Here is a 26637-nt window from a genome sequence, read left to right on the forward strand (position 1 = left end):
GGAATAGTTGCAATGTGAAAAAGGGGTGATAGGCTCGCCCTATTGCCGTTTCAGACACGGGAGGCAACGGGTCGGGAATGCGCGAAGTGGGGCTCAGGCAGGCCATTGAAGCAGCGGGCGGCGTGCGTGCGCTCGCCCGGCAACTCGGGGTGTCGCAGCCGACGATTTCCGGCTGGCGCCGCGTGCCGGCCGACCGTGTCCTGACCGTCGAATCGCTCACCGGCGTCGACCGTGCCGTGCTCCGTCCGGACATCTATCCGCCGCAGGATGCCGCCGCCGCAGCCGATGTCGACCCCATCGATCTTGCCCGTGCCGAGGAATACGCACTGCTCGCGGTGCTGCTCTGGCGTGCGCCGGGGCAGGACCTGCTCGACCGGCTGGCGCAGCTGCGGGGCGACGCGAGCGAGATCGGCATGGCGCATCTGGCGCTCGCCGATGCCGCCGTCGGCACGGACGCCGAAGCCGTGAGCCGCGAGTTCTTCGACCTCTTCATCGGCCTCGGCCGCGGCGAGCTCCTGCCCTATGCCTCCTATTACCTCACCGGCTTCCTGCACGAGCGTCCGCTCGCCGTGCTGCGCGGCGACCTCGCGCGGCTCGGCATCGAGCGTGCCGAGCGGGTGGCCGAGCCGGAGGACCACATCGCCATCCTCTGCGAGACGATGGCCGGGCTCATCCGCTGCGACTTCGGGGTCGCCGGCCTCGGCGAGCGGGAGTTCTTCGCCCGCCACGTGGAGCCGTGGGCGGGGCGATTCTTTGCGGATCTCGAGACCTCGCGCGCCGGCCGGTTCTACCGGGCCGTCGGCACGCTCGGGCGCGTCATGATGGAGATCGAGGCGGAAGCCTTCGCGCTGCCCGCCTGACAATGAAGGAACGAGGGGAGGAAGCCATGCAGGACGAGAAGAAGAAAAAGGTCCTCGATCGACGCAGCTTCCTCGGCGCTGCCGGTGCGGGCGCCGCCATGACGGCGCTCGCACCGGTCGTCGCCGACAAGGCTGAAGCCATGGCCGAGCCTCCCGGCAACGACCAGACGCGCTATCGCGAGACCGAACACGTCCAGGACTTCTACCGGGTCAACCGGTACTGAGGGGGAGGCCGCCATGCTCATCAAGCGCAAGTCCACTGCGGCCGCGCAGGGACGGCTGCAGGCCGTCGCCGCCGGCTTCGGGGGCGCATCCCTGGTCGACCGGCGCGCCTTCCTGAAGCGTGCCGGCTTCACGGCCGGTGCGCTCGCCGCGGTCGGGACGATCCAGGTGGGAGCCGTGCGCCGCGCGGAAGCGGGGCCCACCGACTTCCAGCAGCCCATCGAGCGCAAGAAGAACATCTGCACCCACTGCTCCGTCGGCTGCACGGTGACCGCCGAGGTGCAGAACGGCGTGTGGGTAGGCCAGGAGCCGTCGTGGTTCAGCCCGATCAACCGGGGCTCCCACTGCGCCAAGGGCGCGGCCATCCGCGAGCTGGTCCACGGCGACCGGCGCCTGAAATATCCGATGAAGCTGGTGAACGGCGCCTGGCAGCGCATCTCCTGGGACGACGCCATCAACGAGATCGGCGACAAGCTCATGGAGATCCGCAACGCGTCGGGTCCTGAATCCGTCTACTGGCTCGGCTCGGCCAAGTATTCCAACGAAGGCGCCTATCTCCTGCGCAAGTTCGCCGCCTTCTGGGGCACCAACTCGGTCGATCACCAGGCGCGTATCTGCCATTCCACCACGGTCGCGGGCGTCGCGAACACGTGGGGCTATGGCGCCATGACCAACAGCTACAACGACATCCGCAACTCGAAGACCATCGTCTTCATGGGCTCCAACGCGGCCGAAGCCCACCCGGTGTCGCTGCAGCACATCCTCACCGGCAAGGAGATCAACCGCGCCAACGTCTTCGTCGTCGATCCGCGCTTCACCCGCACGGCGGCGCATTCGACGGAATACGTGCGCATCCGCTCCGGCACCGACATCGCCGTGATCTGGGGCATGCTGTGGCACATCTTCGAGAACGGCTGGGAGGACAAGCAGTTCATCGCTCAGCGCGTCTATGGCATGGATGAGATCCGCGCCGAGGTGCGGAAGTGGGATCCCGCCACCGTCGAGGACGTGACGGGCGTGCCCGGCGAGCAGCTGAAGCGCGTCGCCGAGACCTTCGCCAAGGAGCGGCCGTCCACCTTCATCTGGTGCATGGGCGGCACGCAGCACTCGGTGGGCACGGCCAACGTGCGCGCCTATTGCAACCTGCTGCTCGCCACCGGCAACGTCGGCGGCTTCGGCAACGGCGCCAACATCTTCCGCGGCCACTGCAACGTGCAGGGGGCGACCGACCTCGGCCTCGATATCACGTCCCTGCCGCTCTATTACGGCCTCACCGAGGGCGCCTGGAAGCACTGGTGCCGGGTGTGGGAGGTCGATTACGACTGGATGCTCTCGCGCTTCGAAGACAAGAAGATGATGGAGGCGCCCGGCATCCCCTCGACGCGGTGGTTCGACGCCGTGCTCCTGCCCAAGGACCAGGTGGACCAGCCGGACAATGTCCGCGCCATGATGGTCTTCGGCCACGGCGGCAACACCATCCCGCGCATGCCGGAGATGGTGAAGGGCCTCGAGAAGCTCGACCTCCTCGTCGTCGGCGACCCGCATCCGACGACCTTCGCCGCGATCTCGCAGCGCAAGGACGGCACCTACCTCCTGCCCATCTGCACGCAGCTCGAGACCTCGGGCTCGCGCACGGCCTCCAACCGCTCGCTCCAGTGGGGCGAGCAGATCGTCAAGCCGATCTTCGAATCGAAGGACGATTACGAGGTCATGTATCTCCTCGCGACGAAGCTCGGCTTCGCCAACGAGATGTTCAAGAACATCAAGGTCGAGAACAGCCGGCCGGAAGCGGAGGACATCCTGCGCGAGATCAACCGCGGCGGCTGGTCCACCGGCTATTGCGGCCAGTCGCCCGAGCGCCTCAAGGCGCATATGGCGAACCAGGACAAGTTCGACATCGTGACCCTGCGCGCGGCCAAGGACGTGCCGGAGGTCGGCGGCGACTACTACGGCCTGCCGTGGCCGTGCTGGGGCACGCCGGAATTCCGGCATCCCGGCACGCACACGCTCTACAACACCAACATCCACGTGAAGGACGGCGGCGGCACCTTCCGCGCCCGTTTCGGCGTGGAGCGCGAGGGCGTGACGCTGCTGTCGGAAGGCTCCTACTCGCAGGGCTCCGAGATCACGGACGGCTATCCCGAGTTCACCTACGGCGTCCTGAAGAAGCTCGGCTGGGATGCCGACCTCACGGAGGCGGAACGCGCCACCATCGAAGGCATCGGCGGCAACAATCCCGACGCCGTCTCCTGGTCGATCGACCTGTCCGGCGGCATCCAGCGCGTGGCGCTGGAACACGGCTGCATCCCCTACGGCAACGGCAAGGCCCGCGCGGTGGCGTGGAACCTGCCCGACCCGGTGCCGGTGCACCGCGAGCCGATCTATTCGCCGCGCGCCGACCTCGTGGCGAAATACCCGACGCGGGAGGACTTCAAGAGCTTCCGCGTGCCCAACATCGGCTTCACCGTCCAGAAGGCGGCGGTCGACAAGGGCATCGCGAGGGACTTCCCGATCATCCTGACATCCGGGCGCCTCGTCGAATACGAGGGCGGCGGCGAGGAGACGCGCTCCAACAAGTGGCTCGCCGAGCTGCAGCAGGACATGTTCGTCGAGATCAACCCGGCGGACGCGGCCGAGCGCGGCATCAGTGACGGCGGCTGGGTGTGGGTGACGGGGCCGGAGAACCAGTCCAAGGCCCGCGTCAAGGCGCTCGTGACGGAGCGTGTCGGCAAGGGCGTCGCCTTCATGCCCTTCCACTTCTCCGGCTGGTTCATGGGCGAGGACCAGCGCAAGAACTACCCGCCGGGCGCGGATCCCATCGTCCTCGGCGAAAGCGTCAACACCATCACCACCTACGGCTATGACCCGGTGACGGGCATGCACGAGGGCAAGGTGACGCTGTGCCAGATCAGGGCGGCCTGAGGGAGGATGACATGGCCCGTTTGAAATTCCTCTGCGACGCCGACCGTTGCATCGAGTGCAATGCCTGCGTCACCGCCTGCAAGAACGAGAACGAGGTGCCCTGGGGCATCAACCGCCGGCGCGTCGTCACCATCAACGACGGCAAGCCGGGCGAGAGGTCGATCTCCATGGCCTGCATGCATTGCACGGACGCGCCCTGCAAGGCCGTCTGTCCGGTCGACTGCTTCTACAACACCGCCGACGGCATCGTGCTGCATTCGAAGGACCTGTGCATCGGCTGCGGCTACTGCTTCTACGCCTGCCCGTTCGGGGCGCCGCAATATCCGCGCGTCGGCAATTTCGGCTCGCGCGGCAAGATGGACAAGTGCACCTACTGCGCCGGCGGTCCCGAGCCGGACCTGACCGCCGCCGAGTACCAGAAATACGGCGCGAACCGCATCGCCGAAGGCAAGCTGCCGCTCTGCGCCGAGATGTGCTCGACGAAGTCGCTGCTCGCCGGCGACGGCGAGATCATCGCCGCCATCTACAAGGAACGCGTGCTCAAGCGCGGCTACGGCTCCGGTGCGTGGGGCTGGAAGACGGCCTATCGCGAGACGATCGACGTTTGATCGGGCCGAGCGGCCGACGGGAGGGGAGGAACGAGCCATGACCCGCACAGGACACGATCGGCGCTGGTCGGCCCGCGGCATCGCCGCCGCACTGACGATGCTGCTGGCGCTGCTCCTTGCGCTGCCCGCGGCGACGGGCTCCGCTTTCGCCCAGGTCAATCCGACGACCGAGGCGGTGAGGGAAGAGCAGCTCATGCAGGCACTCGACCGGGTCACCGGCCGCGTGTCGATCCCCGACCGGAAGGCGGCGACGCTGATCCAGGTCGAAGGGCAGGAATGGCGGGCCTATCACGAGCGCACGCTGGCCTGGATCGGCGGCATCGCCATCCTCGGCATGCTCGCGGTGCTCGCGGTCTTCTTTCTGGTGCGCGGGCGCATCCGCACGGAGGCCGGGCCGTCGGGCCGCACCATCGTGCGCTTCAGGTGGTTCGAGCGCTTCGTGCACTGGCTGACGGCGAGCTGCTTCGTCATCCTCGCGCTGTCCGGCCTCAACGTCGCCTTCGGCAAGTCGCTGCTGCTGCCGCTCATCGGGCCGGAGGCCTTCTCCACCTTCTCGATGGCCGCGAAATACGCCCACAACTATCTCAGCTTCCCCTTCACGCTGGGGCTGGTGCTGATGTTCTTCATCTGGGCGCTGCGCAACATCCCGAGCCGCGTCGACGTGACGTGGTTCGCGCAGGGCGGCGGCATCGTCGGCAAGGCGCATCCGCCGGCCGGCAAGTTCAACGCCGGCCAGAAGATGCTGTTCTGGCTCGTCATCCTCGTCGGCGCCGCCATCGCGGTCAGCGGCTATATCCTGCTGTTCCCGTTCTACGGCACGACGATCGCCGGCATGCAGACGGCGCAGGTGGTGCACGGCCTTCTGGGCGTGCTCCTCACCGCCGTGATCCTCGGCCACATCTATATCGGCACGCTCGGCATGGAGGGCGCCTTCGACGCCATGGGCAACGGCGAGGTCGACCTCAACTGGGCGCGCCAGCACCACAGCCTCTGGGTCGCCGAGGAGGAGCGCAAGGCGACGGTCGAAGGCAAGCGCAGCGTGCCGCCGACGGCCGTGCCGGCGGAGTAGGGCTACCGACGGAGGTCTCTCTCCCTTCCCCCCACGAAGTGGTGGGGAGGGTGGGGGTGGTTCAGCAGGCAGGCGGTTCGTGTTCTGGGCAAGAGGTTGGTATGTGGTGCCTGACGGCGCCGCACCTCCCTAGCCCCTCCTCGCCGCAAGCGGGGGGAGGGGGAGTGCTTCACCGGTCGGCGCCGGTCCGGGCTCGGTTTGGAAGAAGGGCTCGACGCGCCCCGTCGCCTTGTGCACAGTCGGGCCGGGTGCTTCGAAAGGGGCATCCGGCTTTCTCGTGTCCGGATCGACTTTTCAATGCGTGTCATTGGCCTCGCCGGCTGGAGCGGCTCCGGCAAGACGACCCTTCTCACCCGCCTCATCCCGGTCCTCGTCGCCCGCGGGCTCAGCGTCTCGACCATCAAGCACGCGCATCACGCCTTCGATGTCGACAGGCCGGGCAAGGATTCCTTCCAGCACCGGCAGGCCGGCGCGCGCGAGGTGCTGGTGGCCTCGCGCCGGCGCTGGGCGCTGATGCGCGAATTGAGGGACGAGCGCGAGCCGCGGCTCGCCGAGCTCGTGGCGCTGATCGACGATTGCGATATCCTCCTCGTCGAGGGCTTCAAGCGCGAGGAGCACGTCAAGGTGGAGGTCTACCGCAAGGCCAACGGCAAGCCGCCGCTCCATCCCGACGACGGCCGCATCGTCGCCGTGGCGAGCGACGTCGCCCTGCCCGATGCCGGGCGCCCGGTCATCGACATCGACGACATCGAAACGATCGCCGATGTCGTCATGGCCCATGCCGAGCCCGTGGAGCGGCTGATGGAGAGGCTTTCCGCGCATGGCCCAGCTGAGTGACGACTGCTTCGCCTTCGGCGGGCCGCTGATGTCCGTCGAGGAGGCGCTGGCGCTGATCGGCGAGCGCATCGCGCCCATCGACGGCGTCGAGGACGTGCTGGTGCGCAGCGCCGAGGGCCGCGTGCTGGGACGCGACGTGCCGGCGCTCGTCGATCTGCCGCCCTTCGACAATTCCGCCGTCGACGGCTGGGCGGTGCGCCATGGCGACCTTGCGCGCGAGGGCGAGACGCGCCTGCCGGCCGCCGGGCGGGTGATCGCCGGCAGCGCTGCGGCCGCCATGCCCCCCGGCCATGCCGTGCGCATCTTCACCGGCGCGCCGATGCCCGCCGGGGCCGACACCGTCTTCATGCAGGAGGACGTGACGCTCGATGGCGGGACGGTCGTCCTGCCGCCGGGGCTGAAGCGCGGCGCCAATTGCCGCAAGGCGGGCGAGGACATTGCGCGCGGGGCGGTGGCGCTGCCGGCCGGCCGGCTCCTCAGGCCGCAGGACCTCGCGCTCGCGGCCGCCGTCGGCCATGCGAGCCTGCCGGTGCGCCGGCCGCTGCGGGTCGCCGTCTTCTCCACGGGCAACGAGCTCGTCGAGCCCGGCGAGCCGCTGCCCGCGGCCGGCATCTACGATTCCAACCGCTTCGCCCTCATCGCCTTGCTCGGCCGGCTGGGCGTCGCGGTGTCGGACCTCGGCGTGCTGCGCGACGAGCCGGAGCGCCTGCGCGAAGCGCTCATGGCCGCGAGCGGGGAGCATGACCTCATCCTCACCTCGGGCGGCGTCTCGACGGGGGAGGAGGACCATGTCCGCGCGGCGGTGGAGGCGGCGGGCCGTCTCGTCTTCTGGCGCCTCGCCATCAAGCCGGGCCGGCCGGTCGCCATGGGCGTCATCGCCGGCACGCCCTTCGTCGGCCTGCCGGGCAATCCCGTCGCGGTCTATGTCACCTTCACCTTCGTGGTGCGCCCGCTTCTCGCCCGGCTGATGGGCGCGGAGCTACCGCGCCCGCTCGCCATCCCGGCACGGGCCGCCTTCGCCTATCGCAAGAAGGCCGGGCGGCGCGAATTCGTGCGCGTCAGCCTGCGGCGCGGCGCGGACAGCGCGTACGAGGCGGTGAAATACCCGCGCGACGGTGCCGGCGTGCTGACCTCGCTCACCGAGACGGACGGCCTCGCGGTACTGCCCGAGGACATGACGGGCCTCGCCGAGGGCGACAGGGTCGACGTCTATCCCTACGCGCTCCTCGGCTGACGCGCCCGCCGCTCGAGGAAGCCGAGGCCGAGGTCGACGAGGATGGCGAGCATGGCGACGAGCACGCCGCCCTGCAGCACATAGGCGAGGTTGTCCGCCTGCAGCCCAGCGATGATGATCTCGCCGAGGCCCTTGGCACCGACCGTCGAGCCGATGGTCGCCGTCCCGATGCTGACGATGATCGAGACGCGAAAGCCCGCGATGATCACCGGCAGCGCCAGCGGCAGCTCGATCTCCCTGAGGATGCGCCGGCCCGTCATGCCCATGCCGCGCGCCGCCTCGACCACCTGCGGCGAGACGCCCTTCAGCCCGGCGATGGTGTTCTCGAAGATCGGCAGCAGCCCGTAGGCGAAGAGGGCGACGAGCGTCGGCCGCGCGCCGAAGCCGGTGAGCGGCACGGCGACGGCGAGCATGGCGATGGGCGGGAAGGTCTGGCCGAGATTGGCGACGGCGCGGGCGAGCGGCAGATATTGCGCGCCGGCCGGGCGCGTCACGAAGATGCCGATGGCGAGGGCGATGACGAGCGCCGCAAGGCTCGCCGCGGCGACGATGCCCATGTGGGAGAGGGTCAGCGCCAGGATGCTGTCGCGGTCGTAGATCGCCGGCTGGCCGAATTTCGTCAGCGCCGCGAGCGGCCGCTCGAAGGCCTCAGGGGCGAGCACCATCACGGCAAAGAGCGCAACAGCGATCCCGGCTGCCCCGATCCGCAGGAGGCGGCGGCGCTGCGCTATCACCGGCCGCCCCCGCCGAAGGCGATGATCCGCTCCATGGCGATTGCGCCGACCATCGCTCCGGCCTCGTCGACGACGGGCAGCTCGTCGACGCCGGCGAAGACGAGGCGCGACGCCGCCTCGCGCAGGCTCGCCGAAGCGGAGAGGGGGGCGAGGGACGCGTCTGCACCGGCCTTGCGGAAGGTGCCGTCGGCTTCTGCCGTCCAGCCCGTTGCCGGCTGCATCAATGCGGTGACGCCGGCGAGGGAGAGCAGCTTCAGCCCGCGGTCCTCGCTGCCGACCAGGGATTCGACGAAGGCGCTCGCCGGGTGGCGCAGGAGGGCCTCGGGCGTATCGAGCTGCACGATGCGGCCCTTCTCCATCACCGCCAGCCTGTCGGCCAGCTTGAAGGCCTCGTCCATGTCGTGCGTGACGATGAGCACGGTCGTGCCCATGCGCCGGCGGATGGCGAGGAACTCGTCCTGCAGGCGCGTGCGGGTGATGGGATCGAGCGCGCCGAAGGGCTCGTCCATCAGGAGCACGGCGGGCTTGCCCGCCATGGCGCGCGCCACGCCCACGCGCTGCTGCTGGCCGCCGGACAGTTCGTGCGGATATTTGCGCGCGAAGACGGCGGGCGGCAGGCCGAAGAGCTCGAGCAGCTCCTCGATGCGGGCCGCGATGCGCGCGCGCGGCCAGCCGAGCAGGCGCGGCACGGTGGCGATGTTCTGGGCGACGGTGCGATGCGGGAAGAGGCCGATGCCCTGGATGGCATAGCCCATGCGCAGCCTGAGCGTCGCCGGCGGGATGCTCGTCGTGTCGACGCCATCGATCAGGACGCGCCCGGCGCTCGGCTCGATGAGGCGATTGATCATGCGCAGCGTCGTCGACTTGCCGCAGCCCGAGGGGCCGATGAGCGCCAGCGCCTCGCCCTCGGCGAGTTCGAAGGAGATGCCGTCGACCGCCCGGACCGGGCCGAAGGTCTTCGTCAGTGCCTCGACCGTGATCATGCCGGCCTCCCCCTCGCGCGGCCCGCGACCGCATCGAGCACGACGGCGGCGAGAAAGGCGAGGATGACGATGGGCACGGCGCCGAGCAGCACGAGGTCCATGGCGGTCTGCCCCATGCCGCGGAAGACGAAAGTGCCGAAGCCGCCTGCGCCGATCAGCGCCGCAACGGCCGCAAGGCCGATGTTCTGCACCAGCACGATGCGCACGCCCGTGACGATGACGGGGAAGGCGAGCGGCCATTCGACGCTGGCGAGACGCCGCAGCGGACCCATGCCCATGCCGCGCGCCGCCTCCACCACCGCCGGCGGCACGGCCGCGAAGCCCGCCACCGTATTGGCGACGACCGGCAGCAGCGAATAGAGGAACAGCGCAACGAGGGCGGGCGTCAGGCCGATGCCGCGGATGCCGGCGGCGCCGAGCGCGGGATAGGCGGCCGCCAGCGCGGCGAGCGGGGCCATCATCAGGCCGAACATGGCGATGCTCGGCACGGTCTGGATGACCGACAGCACCGCGAGCACTGCTCCCCGCGCCGCGGCCTGGCGGTGGCAGAGATAGCCGAGCGGGATGCCGAGCAGCAGCGCCGGCGCGAGGCTGCCGCCGACGAGGACGAGATGGCGCGCCCCCTGCTGCCAGAAGCTGTCGCGGTTGGCGGCGTATTCGCGCATGATCGACAGGTCGTTCCACAGCCCCGCCGCCAGCACCACGAGCACCGCCCCGACGGCGGCGAAGGCGAACGTGATGCGTGCCAGCGGCCCGCCGCGCAGCTTGACGAGCGCATCGGCGAGGATGAGCCCGAAGGCGCCGATAATGAGCCAGAAGCCGGAGCCCAGCGAGACGCGCGCCAGCGTCGCGCCGGCAGGCAGCAGCGCCGTCGCCGCAAGGCCGGCGCCGAGGAGGGCCGCGAGCGCGCCGGCCGCCCCGGCCAGGGCCTGCACGGCGGCATGATGCGCGAGCGCCGCGACGACGGCGCAGGCCGCGAGGACGGCGGCAAGCGGCAGGCCGAGCCAGGCGGCCGGCAGCGCGGGCAGGGCGAAGCCCTCGCCCGAGACGATGCGGTTGGGCTGCAGTGCGAGGAAGGGCGCGAAACCGACGGCGAGAAGCGCAGCGACGGCGCACAGCCGCGCAAGGCCGCGTCCCTCCGCGGCGGCTCCCTCCGGCACGGGGCGCGCTGTCGGCTCTTCCGTCACGCGAGGGCGGCCCGCTACTTCAGAAGGCCCTTGCTCGTCAGGTAGTCCTTCGCCACGGCACCGGCGTTCTCGCCGCCGACGGCGATGCGCCCGTTGAGCTTCTGCAGCGTCTCGAGGTCGAGCGAGGCGAACACCGGTTCGAGCAGCTCCTCGATCTGCGGATATTGCTTCAGCACCGCCTCGCGGATGATCGGCGCCGGCTGGTAGACCGGCTGCACGCCCTTGTCGTCCGTCATGACGACGAGGCCGACCTCGGCGATGGCGCCGTCCGTGCCGTAGACCATGGCGGCATTGGTGCCGTCCGTCTCTTCGGCCGCCGCCTTGATCGTGGCGGCCGTGTCGCCGCCGGCGAGGGTCAGCAGCTGGTCGGACTTCAGGGTAAAGCCGTAGGCCTTCTGGAAGGCGGGCAGGGCCGCGGCCGAATTGACGAACTCGGCCGAGGCGGCGAGCTTCACCTTGCCGCCCTTCGCCACATAGGCGCCGAAGTCCGACATCGTCGCGAGCTTTTCCGCCGTCGCGAGGTCGCCGCGTACGGCGATCGCCCAGGTGTTATTGGCCGGGGCCGGCGTCAGCCAGACGATCTTCTCGGCGTCGTAGTCGCGCTGCTTCGCCTCGGCATAGCCCTTGGCCGCGTCCTTCCAGACGTCGCTGTCGGCCATGTTGTAGAAGAAGCCGGCGTTGCCGGTGTACTCCGGATAGATGTCGATCTCGCCTGCCCTGATCGCGGCGCGCACCACGGGCGTCGCCCCGAGCGAGACCCGGTCGACGACCGGGATGCCGTTGTCCTGCAGCACGAGGCGGATCATGGCGCCGAGCAGGCTGCCCTCGGTATCGATCTTCGATGCGACGACGACGTCGGCGCGAGCCGCGCCCGTTGCCATGGCGATGGCCGCGACGGCGGCCAGGACCGTCTTCTTCATGGAAGCGTCCCCCTTCCCAATGCGCGAGCCGTGACGCGCCTCATGGTCGACAGCATAGGGCGAGCCGTGCCGATGCATCAATGTCCCGGCGCGTGCGTGGCGCAACGTGCAGCCGCGGGCCGCACGATACGCACCCTGTCATGATTCGTCCTTGATGTTCGTCCAGATGTGGCGTGCCGTTGTCATTGACGACGTGGACCCCATCTTTCCCTCGTAGCGCCCGCATGCCGGGCCTCGTTGCCGGAATTCGCATGCTGGACGATACGAATCGTATGCCGGTTGTGTTCGGAGCGGCGCGCCCGCGCCGCCGTTTCTCGGAGGTTCTGCGGGAGCTTGCCGCTTTCCCGTCCGAGCGGGTGCGCGTCGCCGACATCCTCGATGCCTTCGGCGACCGGGCTTTCGGCGCATTGATGCTCATCTTCGCGGTGCCGAACGTGCTGCCGCTGCCGCCCGGCACCTCGTCCGTGCTCGGCGCGCCGCTCCTGTTCATCGCCGCGCAGCTCATGCTCGGCCGGCCGGTGCTGTGGCTGCCGCAGCTCATCACGGAGCGCTCGCTGTCGCGCGGCGACTTCGCCGCCATGGCCGACAAGCTGCTGCCGCATCTGACGCGGTTCGAGCGCATGCTGCAGCCGCGCCTGACCGGCCTCTTCAACCCGATGCACGACCGCATCATCGGCGGCGCCTGCCTCATCCTCGCGATCATCCTGTTCCTGCCGATCCCCTTCGGCAACATGCTGCCGGCCTTCGCCATCTCGGCCTTCGCCATCGGGCTCATGGAGCGCGACGGCATCGCGGTCGCCGTCGGCTGGCTGGGCAAGCTCGCGAGCCTTGCCGTGCTGGCCGCCATCTCGACGGCGCTCGTTGCCGCCGCGGTCGCCTTCTTCACGCATCTCTGGCCGTTCTGATCCGCCCCTTGCACGCAAAGCGGCTTGACCCACCGCCCTTTCGTCGTGATGCTCTTGCCGCCGCCGGCTCGGCCCGCGGCTGCGCAGCCTGGCAAAGGGGGGAATGCCATGGGTTTTGCGATCGTGCGTCGGGCGTATCTGCCAACTGCATTCTGGCTCGCCGGCGCGGCGCTGCTTGCCGGCTGCGCGGGCGATGACGTCGTCTCGCCCGCCGTGACCACGCCGGCCCTGCCGCCGGTGACGGCGGAGCAGCTGGTGGGCCGCTGGGGCCTCGGCTCCTATCACCGCGACACCGACCGCGACCGCACGGTCAAGGAAGCGCGCGCCCAGTGCCGCAATCCCTACGTCATCAAGGCGGGGGCCGACGGCGGCGTGATCATGAACCTCGCCGACGAGAAGGAGCCGCGCGAGCTCCTCGTCAAGCCGACGCGCGAGGGCCGCACCTTCATCGGCCCGGGCGAGCGGCCGGCCGGCGACCTGACGGACATGGAAATCATCGCCGTCGACGACACGAGCTTCACCGTGCAGTGGGTCGATCCGGACGTCTCGTCCCGCTACGGCACGATGGTCTATGTCAATTGTGCGCCGCGGAGCGCAAGAACGGCGGCGGGGTGAGAGCAACGGCGCCGCGGCAGCGCGCGCCACGAACGAGCGAGGTGATGGCGATGCCGGAAAAGGGCGTTCTCCTCCAGCGGCTGTTTGGGGTGCTCGCGGGACTTGTCCTGGCGGTGATGGTCGCGGTGCCGGCGGTGGCGCAGGTGCAGCGGGGCGTCATGGAGATCGAGGACCAGCCCGGCTTCGTGCCCGACGAGGCCGACGAGGTCCTCGCCGGGCCCTTCGAGCGCCAGCTCGTCTTCTTCCGCACGACGGAGGCGCCCGGCACCATCATCATCCACACGTCGGAGCGTTTCCTCTATCTCGTAGAGGGCAACAACCGGGCCATGCGCTACGGCATCGGCGTCGGCCGCGAGGGCTTCCAGTGGTCGGGCCTGCTGCAGATCTCGCGCAAGCAGGAATGGCCGGACTGGCGCCCGCCGCCGGAGATGATCCAGCGCCAGCCCTATCTGCCGCGCTTCATGGCCGGCGGCCCCGGCAATCCCATGGGGGCCCGGGCGCTCTATCTGGGCACGACGATCTATCGTATCCACGGCACCAACCAGCCGCAGACGATCGGCCACGCCGTGTCCTCCGGCTGCTTCCGTCTCGTCAACAACGACGTCGTCGATCTTTACGAACGGGTGCCGGTGGGCACCAAGGTCATCGTCCGCCACGCCGCGAAGCTGTGACGGGGCAGGGCAGGGGGGAAGGGAATGCGCGTCATCGGAAATGCGGCCGCGGCCGCCGGTTTTGTGGCGGCAGCAGCGCTCGCGGCACCGGCGGCAGCCGGTACGCTCGACACCGTCAAGCAGCGTGACAAGCTCGTCTGCGGTGTCAGCCAGGGGCTCGCGGGCTTCTCGGCGGCGGATGCGAGCGGGCAGTGGAGCGGCTTCGACGTCGATTTCTGCCGCGCCATCGCAGCCGCCATCCTCGACGATCCGGCCAAGGTGGAGTTCGTCCCCCTGTCGGCGGCGGAGCGCTTCGAGGCGCTGAAGAGCGGCAAGGTCGACGTTCTCTCGCGCAATTCCACCTGGACGCTGGGGCGCGAGGTGGACCACGGCATCGTCTTCACCGCCGTGAACTATTATGACGGCCAGGGTTTCCTCGTGCCCAAGGCGCGCGCCATCGGCTCGGCGCTGGAAATGGACGGCACGAAGGTCTGCGTGCAGGCCGGCACCACGAGCGAGGCCAACCTGCGCGATTTCTTCGACGCCAACGGCATGACGCTGGAGACCGTGGTCGTCTCCTCGCCCGAGGAGGCCGTGAAGACCTACGGCGAGGGGGGCTGCACGGCCATCTCGAGCGACGTGTCGCAGCTCCACGCCGAGCGCCTGGCGCTCGAGAACCCCTCCGACCATTCCGTCCTGCCGGACATCATCTCCAAGGAGCCGCTCGCGCCCGCCGTGCGCAGCGACGACATGGCGTGGTTCACCATCGTGAAATGGGTGAGCTTCGCCATGCTCAACGCCGAGGAGCTCGGCGTGTCGTCGACGCGCATCGACGAGGCGCTCGGTTCGAACAAGCCCGACGTGCGCCGCCTCGTCGGCACGGAAGGCGGCTTCGGCGAGAAGCTGGGCCTCACCAACGACTGGGTGGTGCGCATCGTCCGCGCCGTGGGCAACTACGGCGAGGTCTACGAGCGCAACGTCGGCGTCGGCTCGAAGCTCGGCATCCCGCGCGGCATCAACCAGCTCTGGAGCCTGGGCGGCATCCAGTACGCGCCGCCGTTGCGATAGGCGAGGCGGCAAGTTCACCCGCGATGCACCTCCCCCGTTTGGGGGGAGGGTTTTTCATTTCGATTGTTTCGACCAGTTCATTGCCGTTGCACCGTTTGGATTGCCCCAGGTTGGATAGCCCCAAGTCGGATTGCTCATGTTGGATTGCTCAAGTTGGATTGCTCATGTCCGTTCTTCTCACCGCCCTGGCAGCAGGTGGCGGCCTGCTGACCGGTATTCTGACCCGTGCCCCCGCCTGGATCATCACGAGCGGCCTTCTCGGCCTTGCCGCCCTCGCGGCCTGGCTCGCCTCCGCTGTCCCGGCGGGCGAAGCCCTGACGCTGTACCTTGCCTTCTGTGCGGGACTGTCAAGCGCCCTCTGCCTCTCCCTCGCGCGGCGCGCGAGGGAGAGGAGAACGCAACGGACAGGACGGCAGGGCGCCGCTGCGGATCGTTTACAGGAGCACGGGGCGAGGACCGTGCCGAGCCTGTGCGACGGTGGCGGCGCACAGCAATAGGCTCGATGTCCATCGGCGAGATGCGATGCGGCTCCGACTCGGCCGGCCGTTGAAAAGCGCCCCGACGACGCAAGCGCCTCCGGAGCATGGCTATCTGCGCCAGCATCATCGCAGCCTGCCGGCCGCGGAGAGCGACCAGAGCGAGGTCAGCGAAGGCTCCGGCCCTCCAGCCCGGGACCTGCGCTCGGGGCCCAAGGCACAGTCAACCCACCGAGGCGCGAACCGCAAGCGTGCCGGAAAAGCCCGCCCTGTTCGCACACGGCCCAGCTCCTTGATATCGTTGGGCTAATCGCCGCCGCCCGCGACGATCCTCCGCCGGCGCGCCGGCGGAAGAGCCCGCTTCGCGATCCGAACCCCGTTTTGCTCGTTGCCGCAATCAGGTAAGAGCAAGGGCGTCGCTCCCCATGCGGGGGCGTGGGTTGAAACGGCTTCGTCGTCAGCCAGACGTCGCATGTCGAGGTCGTCGCTCCCCATGCGGGGGCGTGGGTTGAAACACATCGAGGCCGCCGCGCATATGGAAGGGGACGGGTCGCTCCCCATGCGGGGGCGTGGGTTGAAACAAGATCGTCATCGATCGCGCCGACCTCTTGAAGGTCGCTCCCCATGCGGGGGCGTGGGTTGAACCCCCCCCTATAGTCCCCCCCAAGGGGGACGAGAGAGTCGCTCCCCATGCGGGGGCGTGGGTTGAAACCTCATCCTGCAGGTTGCGGACGATGGAGAGCGAGCCGGTCGCTCCCCATGCGGGGGCGTGGGTTGAAACCTCCACCATGCGGCGCATCTCGGCATCCACGATGGTCGCTCCCCATGCGGGGGCGTGGGTTGAAACATCTCCGCACCTTTGGCTTGGTGACAATCGCGTAGGTCGCTCCCCATGCGGGGGCGTGGGTTGAAACCAGGCCATCGAGCTGCGCCCGGTGGACGCCGGCATCCTGGGTCGCTCCCCATGCGGGGGCGTGGGTTGAAACGTCAGGGCGCCGTTGAGCGCCCGCGTCGTTCCCTCGTCGCTCCCCATGCGGGGGCGTGGGTTGAAACCTTAAGCCACCACGCCGCCCAACCCTTGGCCGAGGTCGCTCCCCATGCGGGGGCGTGGGTTGAAACGGTACCACCTCCTCCGGCTCAATGCTGATGTCGAGTCGCTCCCCATGCGGGGGCGTGGGTTGAAACTGGAAGACGGCCGGCTCGTGTGGGGCTGGGGCGGGGTCGCTCCCCATGCGGGGGCGTGGGTTGAAACCGTGCTGGCGTTCGGGTCCGGCGCTGCGGCGGCCGTCGCTCCCCATGCGGGGGCGTGGGTTGAAACTGCACGTGCCACGCCAGAAGCATCTGCTTGAAGGTCGCTCCCCATGCGGGGGCGTGGGTTGAAACATGAGGATGGCCCGCTGCACCACGTTGGTGGCGTGTCGCTCCCCATGCGGGGGCGTGGGTTGAAACTTCACCTGCCGGATGGAGGTGCGGGCTCCGGGGGTGTCGCTCCCCATGCGGGGGCGTGGGTTGAAACTCAGAGAACCGGCGAACGGTGATGTCGGGGAACTGTCGCTCCCCATGCGGGGGCGTGGGTTGAAACGCCGCCGGCAAAGCCGCCCAGGCCGCCAAGCAGGAGTCGCTCCCCATGCGGGGGCGTGGGTTGAAACGCGCCAAAGCCGTCGATCCCGATGCGCACAGTGGTCGTCGCTCCCCATGCGGGGGCGTGGGTTGAAACGGCTACTTGTCGCCGTGCTACTGGATCAAAGACCGTCGCTCCCCATGCGGGGGCGTGGGTTGAAACAGCGTGATCGCCGGCCGCTCGCCCGTATCCGGCTGTCGCTCCCCATGCGGGGGCGTGGGTTGAAACTCCCGCAAGCCGCTGGCCCAGATCCTCGCCGAGGTGTCGCTCCCCATGCGGGGGCGTGGGTTGAAACCCAAGCCGGCCGGTGTCGTCTCGTGCTGATGTGGTCGCTCCCCATGCGGGGGCGTGGGTTGAAACATCTTGCTACCCTCCCTCACGCCGCTGCCACGCTGGTCGCTCCCCATGCGGGGGCGTGGGTTGAAACGGGTTGTCCTTCGAGAACACGAAGGCGTAGACCTGGTCGCTCCCCATGCGGGGGCGTGGGTTGAAACTGGCCCAGGATGGCCAAGGGAGCGTACATCGTCGTCGCTCCCCATGCGGGGGCGTGGGTTGAAACCCTACGATGGTGGAGACGGGCTCGCGCATGTCGTGTCGCTCCCCATGCGGGGGCGTGGGTTGAAACCCGTCTTGAATAAATGCCCTAATATTCCCCGACCCGGTCGCTCCCCATGCGGGGGCGTGGGTTGAAACCCCGGCGATCCGGCGAAGGCGCTCAGGGCCTGCGGTCGCTCCCCATGCGGGGGCGTGGGTTGAAACGCCCTCGGACTCGCTCCGGAGCAGGTGCTTGAGGGTCGCTCCCCATGCGGGGGCGTGGGTTGAAACTGCTCGGTGAGCATGTAGCGCTCGCCGATGACGAAGTCGCTCCCCATGCGGGGGCGTGGGTTGAAACCCGAAAGTGGGCCAACCCCTGAGGCCCTTGAGGAAGTCGCTCCCCATGCGGGGGCGTGGGTTGAAACCGGCGCCCTGCAGGATGACACGCTGAAGTCCCACGTCGCTCCCCATGCGGGGGCGTGGGTTGAAACTCAAGCGCGTCGCGCTCCTCAAGCCAGCCTTCGGGTCGCTCCCCATGCGGGGGCGTGGGTTGAAACTCCTCCTCGCCGCTCTTCTCGCGGCCCTCTCCGCAGTCGCTCCCCATGCGGGGGCGTGGGTTGAAACTTAAGAAGCGGCTAGAGGCGGTCCTGCTGCGCCGGTCGCTCCCCATGCGGGGGCGTGGGTTGAAACAACCAGGCCACCGACGAGAAGACGGAATGGGTGAGTCGCTCCCCATGCGGGGGCGTGGGTTGAAACTTGATGCCGGCGGCCTTGTCGGCCATCTCAAGCTGTCGCTCCCCATGCGGGGGCGTGGGTTGAAACGAGGCGAGCGGAGCCGGCCCGCCTGCGATGGCCCGGTCGCTCCCCATGCGGGGGCGTGGGTTGAAACTTCCAGGACCGCCTCGCCATGGGTGGCTTCGCGGCGGTCGCTCCCCATGCGGGGGGCGTGGGTTGAAACAGGAAGCACCTCCCCAAGGTCGAGAAGCCGAACGTCGTCGCTCCCCATGCGGGGGGCGTGGGTTGAAACTCCAGCTTGGCGCGCCGGCGCTCGTCGATCGGATGGTCGCTCCCCATGCGGGGGCGTGGATTGAAACCTGATGGACGAATACGTGAAGGTCGACCGTGCCCGTCTCTCCCCATTGCGGGAACGCGGATCGAAATTTGGGCCGGTCTGCGGAGCATCCGCAGGCCGGCTGCACTCCCGCGTGGGCGTATGCCGTCATCCAGACGAGGAGCTTGGACAGGCGGCTCGGGGTCGTCCCGAACTTGCCAGCTTCATGAAAAACGGGCTTCGATGCCGGAAAGTCGCTTCAAAGCCTGCTTTGATGTGGCGCGCCGCTATGCAAGCCGGCTTTCATAGCGAGGATCGGGCGCCCGGAGCGGGAAGGGAGCGCCGCTGTGCCGGCATCCGTGCCGACGAGTGGTGCCTCGTCTTCCCTGTTCGTTCGCGACCTGCGCGAGCGAACGGGCTCCGCAGGCGGACATCAAAGCGTTGATTTTCTTGGATTTCCGCGGAGACGAGGGGATTCGAACCCCTGATACGTGTTACCACGTATAACGGTTTAGCAAACCGCCGCCTTCAGCCACTCGGCCACGTCTCCTGCGGCGGCCAAGCCCTAACCTTTTCGCGGATTCCGGTCAACATGCCAGTTGGGTCATGCACCGCCACTTTGGGCCGCGGCCGGCCTGCTTTTTCGGCGCGGGGCGGGGAGTGCGCGTGGCCGAAGGGATGCTGCAGCGCAGCGGCATGCATGGGCGCGGAGCCAAATGACATGATGATTCCGTTGTTTGCGCCTTGCTGCATTGCGTGTATGGCAAAAGAGCTTTGCGCTATTTGAGAGGGGGCTCTGCATGAAGATCAAGCGCCTGTTGGTTGCCAACCGCTCCGAGATCGCCATTCGGGTGTTTCGGGCGGCGACGGAACTCGGCATCCAGACGGTGGCGATCTATGCGGAGGAGGACAAACTCTCGCTGCACCGCTTCAAGGCGGACGAGGCCTATCAGGTCGGCAAGGGCAGGGGGCCGCTCGAGGCCTATCTCTCCATCGACGAGGTGATCCGCGTCGCCAGGGAGGCACGGGTCGACGCCATCCACCCCGGCTATGGCTTCCTGTCCGAGAGCCCGGAATTTGCGGAAGCCTGCGCCGCCGCCGGCATCATCTTCATCGGGCCGAAGCCCGAAACGATGCGCACGCTCGGCAACAAGGTGGCGGCGCGCAACCTCGCCATTTCCGTCGGCGTGCCGGTGATGCCGGCGACCGACCCGCTGCCGGAGGATCCCGCCGAGATCAGACGCCTTGCCGCCGAGGTCGGCTATCCGGTCATGCTCAAGGCCTCCTGGGGCGGCGGCGGGCGCGGCATGCGCCCCATCGAGAGCGAGGACAAGCTCATCGACGCCGTCCTGAGCGCGAGGCGCGAGGCGAAGGCCGCCTTCGGCAAGGACGAGGTCTATCTCGAAAAGCTCGTGCGCCGCGCCCGCCATGTCGAGGTGCAGCTCCTCGGCGACAGGCACGGCAACCTCGTCCACCTCTTCGAGCGCGACTGCTCCATTCAGCGCCGCAACCAGAAGGTGATTGAGCGCGCGCCGGCGCCCTATCTCGACGCGGCGACCCGCGCCGCCCTGTGCGAGGCGGGTCTCAAGATCGGCCGGGCGACGGATTATGTCGGCGCCGGCACGGTCGAGTTCCTCATGGATGCCGACACGGGCGCCTTCTACTTCATCGAGGTCAACCCGCGCATCCAGGTGGAGCACACGGTGACAGAGGTCGTCACCGGGCTCGACATCGTCAAGGCGCAGATCCGGGTCGCCGAGGGCGGGCGGCTCGGCATCGCGGCCGAGACAGGCATTCCGCCGCAGTCGGAAATCGTGCTCGACGGCCACGCCCTGCAGTGCCGCATCACCACGGAGAACCCGGAGAACAACTTCATCCCGGACTACGGCCGCATCACCGCCTATCGCGGCGCCTTCGGCTTCGGCATCCGCGTCGACGGCGGCACGGCCTATTCCGGGGCCGTCGTCACCCGTTTCTACGACCCGATGCTGGAGAAGGTGACGGCCTGGGCGCCGACGCCGGGCGAGGCCATCGCCCGCATGGACCGGGCGCTGCGCGAATACCGCATCCGCGGCGTCGCCACCAACCTCTTCTTCCTCGAGGCGGTGCTGTCGCATCCGAAGTTCCGCGGCAACGACTACACCACCCGCTTCATCGACGAGACGCCGGAGCTGTTCAGCGCGCCGCGGCGGCGCGACCGGGCGACCAAGCTGCTCACCTATATCGCCGACGTCACGGTGAACGGCCATCCGGAGGTGAAGGGCCGCGCCCGCCCGCCCGCCGAGGCCCGCCCGCCGCATGCGCCCGTCTTTCCGGCGCCGTCCGGCGTGGAAGGCACGCGCCGAGTGCTCGACCGCCTGGGGCCGAAGGGCTTTGCCGACTGGATGCGCGCCGAGCGCCGGGCGCTCGTCACGGACACCACGATGCGCGACGCGCACCAGTCGCTCCTTGCCACGCGCATGCGCACCTTCGACATCGCCGGCGCGGCGGAGGCCTATGCCAACGGCCTGCCGCAGCTCTTCTCGCTCGAATGCTGGGGCGGCGCCACCTTCGACGTCGCCATGCGCTTCCTCACCGAGGACCCGTGGGAGCGGCTGGCGCTGCTGCGCGAGAAGGTGCCGAACGTGCTCCTGCAGATGCTGCTGCGCGGGGCGAACGGCGTCGGCTACACCAATTATCCCGACAATGTCGTGCGCCATTTCGTCCGCCAGGCGGCGGATGCGGGCATGGACCTCTTCCGCGTGTTCGACTGCCTCAACTGGGTCGAGAACATGCGCGTCGCCATCGACGCCGTCGGTGAGGCGGGCAAGCTGGCGGAAGGGGCCATCTGCTACACCGGCGACATCCTCGACCCCGCCCGCGCCAAGTACTCGCTCGGCTATTACGTCGGTCTTGCGAAGGACCTGGAGAAGGCCGGCTGCCACATCCTCGGCATCAAGGACATGGCGGGGCTGCTGAAGCCCGCGGCGGCCAGGGTGCTGGTCAAGGCGCTGCGCGAGGAGGTCGGCCTGCCGATCCACCTTCACACGCACGACACCTCCGGCATCGCGGCGGCGAGCGTGCTGGCGGCGGTCGCCGCCGGGGTGGACGCCTTCGATGCGGCGATGGACGCCATGTCCGGCGCGACGTCGCAGCCCTGCCTCGGCTCGCTGGTCGAGGCCCTGCGCCATACGGACGAGGACACCGGGCTCGATCCGGAGGCCATCCGCCAGCTCAGCTTCTACTGGGAGGCGGTGCGCACCCAATACGCGGCCTTCGAGAGCGACCTAAAGTCCGGCGCCTCCGAGGTCTATCTCCACGAGATGCCGGGCGGCCAGTTCACCAATCTCAAGGAGCAGGCGCGTTCGCTCGGCCTCGAGACGCGCTGGCATGAGGTGGCCAAGGCCTACCGGGCGGCCAACGACCTCTTCGGCGACATCGTCAAGGTCACGCCCTCGTCCAAGGTCGTCGGCGACATGGCGCTGATGATGGTGGCGCAGGGGCTCACCCCGGCGGACGTGCTCGACGAGAAGCGCGACATCGCCTTCCCGGGCTCGGTCGTCGAGATGCTGCGCGGCGACCTCGGCCAGCCGCCGGGCGGCTGGCCCGAGGCCCTGCAGCGGAAGGTGCTGAAGGGCGAGGCGCCGTCCACCGCCCGGCCGGGGTCCTTGCTGCCGCCGGCCGATCTCGCCGCAGCGCGCGCGGAAGCCGAGAAGCGTTGCGGCCGCGCGGTCAGCGAGCGGGAGCTGTCCTCCTTCCTGATGTATCCGAAGGTCTTCGCCGAGTTCTGCGGCGCGAGCCGCAAGTATGGGCCCGTGTCGTCCCTGCCGACGCCGGTCTTCTTCTACGGCATGCAGGTGGGCGACGACATCGCCGTCACCATCGAGAAGGGCAAGACCCTCGTCATCCGCCTGCAGGCCGTGGGCGACACCGACGAGGAGGGGCAGGTGCGCGTCTTCTTCGAGCTCAACGGCCAGCCGCGCATCATCAAGGTGCCGAACCGCGCCGCCGCGGCGAGCCGGCCGGTGCGGCGCAAGGCCGACGAGGCGAACGAGAAGCACGTCGCCGCCCCCATGCCCGGCGCCGTCGCCACCGTCGCCGTCAAGGCGGGGCAGGAGGTCCGGGCCGGCGACATCCTCCTCACCATCGAGGCCATGAAGATGGAGACCGCCATCCACGCCGCGCGCGACGGGCGCGTCGCCGAGGTCGTCGTGGCGCCGGCCACGCCTGTCGAAGCCAAGGATTTGCTTGTCATTTTCGAATAGACGGCCATCCTGCGAAAAGGCAGTCGCGCAAAGCCGGAATCGAGGCTATGATTAGTCTGTCGCCGCAAGCACGCTTACGGACGAGACCGCTCGGCCTGCCGCATGGCGTGGCCATGTATTTTCGGGTATGATGAAAACTCTCCCAGTTGGATATCCTGTATGAACCGATACGATGATAACCGTGACGCCCGCCGCAGGGGTGGTGGCCGTCGCGACAGCTTTGACTCCCGTGACGGCGGTTTCGGGGGGCGCGATGGTGGCTTCGGCGGTCGTGACGGAGGCTTCGGCGGCCGTGATGGCGGCTTCGGGGGCCGTGACGGCGGTTTCGGTGGCCGCGAGGGTGGTTTCGGCGGTCGTCCGTCGCGCGATGCGTTTGCGGCGCCGGCCGGCCCGCCGACCGACGCGACGGTGAAGTGGTTCAACCCCGAGAAGGGCTTCGGCTTCGTTGCCTGCGAGGATGGGTCGGGCGATGCCTTCCTGTCCATGCGCTCGCTCGAGGCTGCCGGCTTCAACGGGGCCGAGCCGGGTGCGCGCATCGTCGTGCGCCTGCGCGAGGGACCGAAGGGCAACCAGGTCGCCGAGGTGCTCGAGCTCGAGGACCTGCCGCCGCAGCCGCGCGCTCCGCGTGGTCCGCGCGCCGGTGGCGGCGGCGGCGGCTTCGCTCCGCGGGTTCCGGAAGGACCGGCCGAGGAGATGGCGGGCACCGTCAAGTGGTACAATCGTGACAAGGGCTTCGGCTTCGTGCAGCCCGACGACGGTGGCCGCGACGTGTTCGTCCACGCTTCGACGCTGCAGCGCGGTGGCATCGCCGACCTCGCCGAGGGCCAGCGGGTCAACATGAGCGTCGTCGCCGGCGCCAAGGGCCGTGAAGCCTCGATGATTTCCTACGCCGACTGACCGGCGGCGCAAGCCTCGCCGATCTTCGGACGTCCGAGATGAAGAAGCCGCGGGCGGCTGCGCCCGCGGCTTTTTGCTGCGTTGCGGCAACTTTTTGCGTTCGCTGCAAGGTCGTTGCAAGATCTGTCCTGGCAAGATCTGCCCTGGCAAGATCTGCTCTGGCAAGATCTGCTCTGGCAGGATCCGCCGTGCCGTATGCCGTCCTGTCATATGGCTGTGCGACAAGGGCGATCATGAGGGGAGGGCGGATGGCGAAGGCAGCAGGATCCGGCGCGTCGCGTGACGGCGAGCGTCTTCCCTTCGAGTGCATCGCCCTTGTCCTCCAGGGGGGCGGGGCGCTCGGCGCCTATCAGGCCGGCGTCTACGAGGCGCTGGCCGAGGCCGGCATCCATCCCGACTGGGTGGCGGGGATCTCCATCGGCGCCATCAATTCGGCCATCATCGCCGGCAACGCGCCCACCGAGCGCGTCGACAAGCTCAGGGCCTTCTGGGAGCGCATCACCGCGCGCCCGACGTGGGAGCTGGCCGGCGCCTGGTTCGACACCATACCGCACGGGGACTTCGCCCGCAGCGTCATCAACCAGATCAGTGCCGAGATCGCGCTTTTCGAGGGGGCGAGCGACTTCTTCTCGCCGCGTTTTCCGCCGCCCTTCTTCCAGGCGGCCGGCAGCCTCGCCGCCACCAGCTTCTACGACACCCGGGCGCTGCGCAGCACCCTGGAGGAACTGGTCGACTTCGACCGCATCAACGCCGGCGAAACGCGCCTGAGCGTCGGGGCGGTCAATGTCACGAGCGGCAACTTCACCTATTTCGACACGACGAAGCATCGCCTCGCGCCCGAGCACGTGATGGCGAGCGGCGCCCTGCCGCCGGGCTTTCCCGCGGTCGAGATCGACGGCGAGTTCTATTGGGACGGCGGTCTCATCTCCAACACGCCGCTGCAATGGGTGGTGATGCAGAGCGGGACGCGTGCCGACACCCTGGCCTTTCAGGTCGACCTGTGGAGCGCCGGCGGACGCTTTCCCGCCACGCTGACGGATGTGTCGACACGGCAGAAGGAGATCCAGTTCTCCAGCCGCACGCGCGCCAATACGGACCAGTTCAAGCAGATGCAGGAGCTGCGCCACGCCCTCGCGCATCTCCTCGACAAACTGCCGCCGGACCTCAGCCGCAGCGAGGAGGCCCGCCTCCTCGGGCGCGCGGCGGATTTCAAGGTCTACAACCTCGTCCATCTCATCTATCGCTCGCGCGCCTATGAGGGGGATTCGAAGGACTACGAATTCTCCCGGCGCAGCATGCGGGACCACTGGCAGTCGGGCTACGAGGATGCGGCGCGCGCCCTGGCGCACCCGCAGATCTTCACGCGGCCGCAGAACCACGCCGGACTGCAGGTCTTCGATTTCGCCGACGAAGAGTGACGGCTTGGTCGCGCGGGCAACCGCCGGCCGGAGGGATCATCACGGCTTGCAGGCCGACCGAGGGACGAGGAGCGCACATCATGAAGCTTGAAGACGTCGTGAGAAATGCCTTCGCCATGCCCCTGACCAGCCCGGCCTATCCGCCCGGGCCCTATCGCTTCATCGACCGCGAGTTCCTGATCATCACCTACCGTACGGACCCGGAGAAGCTGCGCGCCCTGGTGCCGGAGCCGCTCGAGATCGACGAGCCGCTCGTCAAGTACGAGTTCATCCGCATGCCGGATTCGACCGGCTTCGGCGACTATACGGAAACCGGCCAGGTGATCCCGGTGCGCTTCGAGGGCCGCAAGGGCGGCTACACCCACTGCATGTTCCTCAACGACCATCCGCCGATCGCCGGCGGGCGCGAGTTGTGGGGCTTCCCCAAGAAGCTTGCGAGCCCGAGCCTCAAGGCCGAGATCGACACGCTCGTCGGCACGCTCGATTACGGTCCCGTGCGCGTGGCGACCGGCACGATGGGCTACAAGCATCGCAGCGCGGATCTCGATGCCGTGCGGACCGCGCTGATGCAGCCGAACTTCCTGCTCAAGATCATCCCGCATGTCGACGGCACGCCGCGCATCTGCGAGCTGGTCGAATATTATCTCGAGGACGTCACCGTCAAAGGGGCATGGACCGGGCCGGCCGCCCTGTCGCTCAACCCGCATGCCCTGGCGCCCGTGGCGGAGCTGCCGGTGCTCGAGGTCGTCTCCGCCCTGCACCTCGTCGCCGATCTGACGCTCGGGCTCGGGCGCGTCGCCCACGACTATCTGGCGTGAGGGCTCAGGCCGTTTCCACCCGCACACGCACGGCGCCGCCGCGCAGCACCGTGTTGCCGAACAGGACCGGACGGCCTTCCCCGTCCGTGTCCACATAGCTCAACACGATCACCGGCTCGTCGAGGTCGATGCCGAGTGCCGCGGCCTCGACCTTGCGGGGCATGCGCGTGTCGATCCAGGTGGCGCGGCGCAGGAGCCTGCGGCAGTCGAACTCCGCGAGGGTAGCCGACAGGCTGCGCAGGCGGGCGAAGGTGGCATCGATGCCGGCGAAACGCGCAGCATCGAAATAGTGATAGCCGTAGGACAGCAACCGCGAGCCGGCCTGGCGCAGCGTCTCCAGCACCAGCAGCTCGCCGCCCCTGTCGATCTGCAGCAGGCCGGCGAGATAGTGCGACGTGGGGCGACGGTAGGAGGCGATGAGCTCGCCGGTCGCCGCGTCGTTCATGGCCTGCTCGAGCTCGGTCGAGCTCGGCTGGCGGGCGATCCGGTATTCCGGCTGCTCGTCGGTGACGAAGACGCCCGCCCCCTGCCGCGAGACGACGAGGCCCTTGTCCGCCAGCTTGAGCAGCGCCATGCGGACCGTGTGGCGATTGACCCCGGAGCGCCGCGACAATTCCAGCTCGGACGGAAGCTTTTGCCCTGAGGCGACGAGCCCCCCGCGAATCTCGAACTCGATGTCGCTCAGGATCTGCCGCCAGACGGGTACGGACGCCGATCGATCAAGAGGCAAGCCATCCGGGAAGGAGAAGCAATCATTCATAGCG

At 68.7% G+C, this 26637-nt stretch carries 21 protein-coding genes, 1 tRNA gene and 1 CRISPR repeat array; of the genes, 16 read left to right on the forward strand and 6 right to left on the reverse strand.

What is annotated here, in order from left to right; translation table 11 throughout:
* Nucleotides 1–77 precede the first annotated feature (77 nt).
* The 7 genes from GGR16_RS03060 to GGR16_RS03090 all read left to right on the forward strand — a co-directional run bounded on the left by GGR16_RS03060 (nucleotide 78) and on the right by GGR16_RS03090 (nucleotide 7752).
* The gene (locus GGR16_RS03060; protein WP_183315678.1) at nucleotides 78–860 is read left to right on the forward strand and encodes a molecular chaperone TorD family protein; all 783 of its coding nucleotides are present in this window, start codon (nucleotides 78–80) and stop codon (nucleotides 858–860) included.
* A 26-nt stretch (nucleotides 861–886) separates the two neighbouring features.
* Nucleotides 887–1084: a twin-arginine translocation signal domain-containing protein gene (locus GGR16_RS03065; RefSeq protein WP_019400969.1), complete on the forward strand. Its 198-nt coding sequence runs from the start codon at nucleotides 887–889 to the stop codon at nucleotides 1082–1084.
* A 13-nt stretch (nucleotides 1085–1097) separates the two neighbouring features.
* A complete protein-coding gene (locus GGR16_RS03070) occupies nucleotides 1098–4004 on the forward strand; it encodes a formate dehydrogenase subunit alpha (protein WP_053193812.1) in 2907 nt (968 codons plus the stop codon).
* Between the two features lie 11 nt (nucleotides 4005–4015).
* A complete protein-coding gene (gene fdh3B, locus GGR16_RS03075; protein WP_019400967.1) occupies nucleotides 4016–4612 on the forward strand; it encodes a formate dehydrogenase FDH3 subunit beta in 597 nt (198 codons plus the stop codon).
* 37 nt (nucleotides 4613–4649) lie between these two features.
* The gene (locus tag GGR16_RS03080; protein WP_053193815.1) at nucleotides 4650–5681 is read left to right on the forward strand and encodes a formate dehydrogenase subunit gamma; all 1032 of its coding nucleotides are present in this window, start codon (nucleotides 4650–4652) and stop codon (nucleotides 5679–5681) included.
* Between the two features lie 297 nt (nucleotides 5682–5978).
* Complete coding sequence (mobB, locus tag GGR16_RS03085) at nucleotides 5979–6518, forward strand: molybdopterin-guanine dinucleotide biosynthesis protein B (RefSeq protein ID WP_183315679.1); 540 nt, start codon at nucleotides 5979–5981, stop codon at nucleotides 6516–6518.
* A complete protein-coding gene (locus tag GGR16_RS03090) occupies nucleotides 6502–7752 on the forward strand; it encodes a molybdopterin molybdotransferase MoeA (RefSeq protein WP_183315680.1) in 1251 nt (416 codons plus the stop codon). Before mobB ends, GGR16_RS03090 begins: the two co-directional genes overlap by 17 nt.
* On the opposite strand, the gene GGR16_RS03095 is transcribed toward GGR16_RS03090, so the two are convergent.
* The 4 genes from GGR16_RS03095 to osmF are packed head-to-tail and all read right to left on the reverse strand — an operon-like array spanning nucleotide 7734 to nucleotide 11576.
* Nucleotides 7734–8486, reverse strand: a complete 753-nt coding sequence (locus tag GGR16_RS03095; protein WP_183315681.1) for an ABC transporter permease subunit — start codon at nucleotides 8484–8486, stop codon at nucleotides 7734–7736. The two genes, GGR16_RS03090 and GGR16_RS03095, sit on opposite strands and share 19 nt — an antisense overlap.
* Nucleotides 8483–9469 carry an ABC transporter ATP-binding protein gene (locus tag GGR16_RS03100; protein ID WP_183315682.1) on the reverse strand — a complete coding sequence of 329 codons (987 nt, stop codon included), beginning with the start codon at nucleotides 9467–9469 and terminating at the stop codon, nucleotides 8483–8485. Before GGR16_RS03100 ends, GGR16_RS03095 begins: the two co-directional genes overlap by 4 nt.
* Complete coding sequence (locus GGR16_RS03105; RefSeq protein WP_343059514.1) at nucleotides 9466–10629, reverse strand: ABC transporter permease; 1164 nt, start codon at nucleotides 10627–10629, stop codon at nucleotides 9466–9468. Before GGR16_RS03105 ends, GGR16_RS03100 begins: the two co-directional genes overlap by 4 nt.
* A 41-nt stretch (nucleotides 10630–10670) precedes the next feature.
* Nucleotides 10671–11576: a glycine betaine ABC transporter substrate-binding protein OsmF gene (gene osmF, locus GGR16_RS03110; RefSeq protein ID WP_183315684.1), complete on the reverse strand. Its 906-nt coding sequence runs from the start codon at nucleotides 11574–11576 to the stop codon at nucleotides 10671–10673.
* A 272-nt stretch (nucleotides 11577–11848) separates the two neighbouring features.
* On the opposite strand from osmF, the gene GGR16_RS03115 reads away from it, so the two are divergent.
* The 5 genes from GGR16_RS03115 to GGR16_RS03135 all read left to right on the forward strand — a co-directional run bounded on the left by GGR16_RS03115 (nucleotide 11849) and on the right by GGR16_RS03135 (nucleotide 15311).
* Nucleotides 11849–12481 carry an exopolysaccharide biosynthesis protein gene (locus tag GGR16_RS03115; protein ID WP_183315685.1) on the forward strand — a complete coding sequence of 211 codons (633 nt, stop codon included), beginning with the start codon at nucleotides 11849–11851 and terminating at the stop codon, nucleotides 12479–12481.
* Nucleotides 12482–12589: 108 nt separating this feature from the next.
* Nucleotides 12590–13096 (forward strand): hypothetical protein, encoded by a 507-nt coding sequence (locus tag GGR16_RS03120; protein ID WP_019404672.1) that lies wholly within the window; start codon nucleotides 12590–12592, stop codon nucleotides 13094–13096.
* 44 nt (nucleotides 13097–13140) lie between these two features.
* Nucleotides 13141–13767: a L,D-transpeptidase gene (locus GGR16_RS03125; protein ID WP_425486553.1), complete on the forward strand. Its 627-nt coding sequence runs from the start codon at nucleotides 13141–13143 to the stop codon at nucleotides 13765–13767.
* A 24-nt stretch (nucleotides 13768–13791) separates the two neighbouring features.
* On the forward strand, nucleotides 13792–14814 hold the full coding sequence (locus GGR16_RS03130; protein ID WP_183315686.1) for an amino acid ABC transporter substrate-binding protein: 1023 nt from the start codon (nucleotides 13792–13794) through the stop codon (nucleotides 14812–14814).
* A 164-nt stretch (nucleotides 14815–14978) separates the two neighbouring features.
* Nucleotides 14979–15311 carry a hypothetical protein gene (locus GGR16_RS03135; protein WP_026015575.1) on the forward strand — a complete coding sequence of 111 codons (333 nt, stop codon included), beginning with the start codon at nucleotides 14979–14981 and terminating at the stop codon, nucleotides 15309–15311.
* A 394-nt stretch (nucleotides 15312–15705) separates the two neighbouring features.
* A CRISPR array of direct repeats spans nucleotides 15706–18334; the repeat unit is 32 nt; unit sequence GTCGCTCCCCATGCGGGGGCGTGGGTTGAAAC.
* Between the two features lie 623 nt (nucleotides 18335–18957).
* On the opposite strand, the gene GGR16_RS03140 is transcribed toward GGR16_RS03135, so the two are convergent.
* A tRNA-Ser gene (locus tag GGR16_RS03140) sits at nucleotides 18958–19046 on the reverse strand.
* Nucleotides 19047–19296: 250 nt separating this feature from the next.
* Between GGR16_RS03140 and pyc the strand changes: the two genes are divergently transcribed.
* The 4 genes from pyc (at nucleotide 19297) to GGR16_RS03160 (ending at nucleotide 25873) form a co-directional block, all read left to right on the forward strand.
* The gene (gene pyc / locus GGR16_RS03145) at nucleotides 19297–22740 is read left to right on the forward strand and encodes a pyruvate carboxylase (protein WP_183315687.1); all 3444 of its coding nucleotides are present in this window, start codon (nucleotides 19297–19299) and stop codon (nucleotides 22738–22740) included.
* 408 nt (nucleotides 22741–23148) lie between these two features.
* Nucleotides 23149–23637 carry a cold shock domain-containing protein gene (locus tag GGR16_RS26380; RefSeq protein WP_019404666.1) on the forward strand — a complete coding sequence of 163 codons (489 nt, stop codon included), beginning with the start codon at nucleotides 23149–23151 and terminating at the stop codon, nucleotides 23635–23637.
* Between the two features lie 248 nt (nucleotides 23638–23885).
* Nucleotides 23886–25055: a patatin-like phospholipase family protein gene (locus GGR16_RS03155; RefSeq protein WP_019404665.1), complete on the forward strand. Its 1170-nt coding sequence runs from the start codon at nucleotides 23886–23888 to the stop codon at nucleotides 25053–25055.
* A gap of 80 nt (nucleotides 25056–25135) precedes the next feature.
* Nucleotides 25136–25873, forward strand: coding sequence for an acetoacetate decarboxylase (locus GGR16_RS03160; protein WP_019404664.1), 738 nt, complete (start codon nucleotides 25136–25138; stop codon nucleotides 25871–25873).
* A gap of 4 nt (nucleotides 25874–25877) precedes the next feature.
* Here GGR16_RS03160 and phnF read toward each other — a convergent pair whose 3' ends face one another.
* A complete protein-coding gene (phnF, locus tag GGR16_RS03165; protein ID WP_183315688.1) occupies nucleotides 25878–26603 on the reverse strand; it encodes a phosphonate metabolism transcriptional regulator PhnF in 726 nt (241 codons plus the stop codon).
* Nucleotides 26604–26637: the final 34 nt, after the last annotated feature.

The organism is Chelatococcus caeni (genome assembly GCF_014196925.1).
GTDB classification, from domain to species: domain Bacteria; phylum Pseudomonadota; class Alphaproteobacteria; order Rhizobiales; family Beijerinckiaceae; genus Chelatococcus_A; species Chelatococcus_A caeni.

Coding starts and splice junctions, on each gene's coding strand:
- GGR16_RS03060 (WP_183315678.1), top strand. CDS start 78: ATGCGCGAAGTGGGGCTCAGGCAGGCCATTGAAGCAGCGGGCGGCGTG.
- GGR16_RS03065 (WP_019400969.1), top strand. CDS start 887: ATGCAGGACGAGAAGAAGAAAAAGGTCCTCGATCGACGCAGCTTCCTC.
- GGR16_RS03070 (WP_053193812.1), top strand. CDS start 1,098: ATGCTCATCAAGCGCAAGTCCACTGCGGCCGCGCAGGGACGGCTGCAG.
- fdh3B (WP_019400967.1), top strand. CDS start 4,016: ATGGCCCGTTTGAAATTCCTCTGCGACGCCGACCGTTGCATCGAGTGC.
- GGR16_RS03080 (WP_053193815.1), top strand. CDS start 4,650: ATGACCCGCACAGGACACGATCGGCGCTGGTCGGCCCGCGGCATCGCC.
- mobB (WP_183315679.1), top strand. CDS start 5,979: ATGCGTGTCATTGGCCTCGCCGGCTGGAGCGGCTCCGGCAAGACGACC.
- GGR16_RS03090 (WP_183315680.1), top strand. CDS start 6,502: ATGGCCCAGCTGAGTGACGACTGCTTCGCCTTCGGCGGGCCGCTGATG.
- GGR16_RS03100 (WP_183315682.1), bottom strand. CDS start 9,469: ATGATCACGGTCGAGGCACTGACGAAGACCTTCGGCCCGGTCCGGGCG.
- osmF (WP_183315684.1), bottom strand. CDS start 11,576: ATGAAGAAGACGGTCCTGGCCGCCGTCGCGGCCATCGCCATGGCAACG.
- GGR16_RS03115 (WP_183315685.1), top strand. CDS start 11,849: ATGCCGGTTGTGTTCGGAGCGGCGCGCCCGCGCCGCCGTTTCTCGGAG.
- GGR16_RS03120 (WP_019404672.1), top strand. CDS start 12,590: ATGGGTTTTGCGATCGTGCGTCGGGCGTATCTGCCAACTGCATTCTGG.
- GGR16_RS03125 (WP_425486553.1), top strand. CDS start 13,141: ATGGCGATGCCGGAAAAGGGCGTTCTCCTCCAGCGGCTGTTTGGGGTG.
- GGR16_RS03130 (WP_183315686.1), top strand. CDS start 13,792: ATGCGCGTCATCGGAAATGCGGCCGCGGCCGCCGGTTTTGTGGCGGCA.
- GGR16_RS03135 (WP_026015575.1), top strand. CDS start 14,979: ATGTCCGTTCTTCTCACCGCCCTGGCAGCAGGTGGCGGCCTGCTGACC.
- pyc (WP_183315687.1), top strand. CDS start 19,297: ATGAAGATCAAGCGCCTGTTGGTTGCCAACCGCTCCGAGATCGCCATT.
- GGR16_RS03155 (WP_019404665.1), top strand. CDS start 23,886: ATGGCGAAGGCAGCAGGATCCGGCGCGTCGCGTGACGGCGAGCGTCTT.
- GGR16_RS03160 (WP_019404664.1), top strand. CDS start 25,136: ATGAAGCTTGAAGACGTCGTGAGAAATGCCTTCGCCATGCCCCTGACC.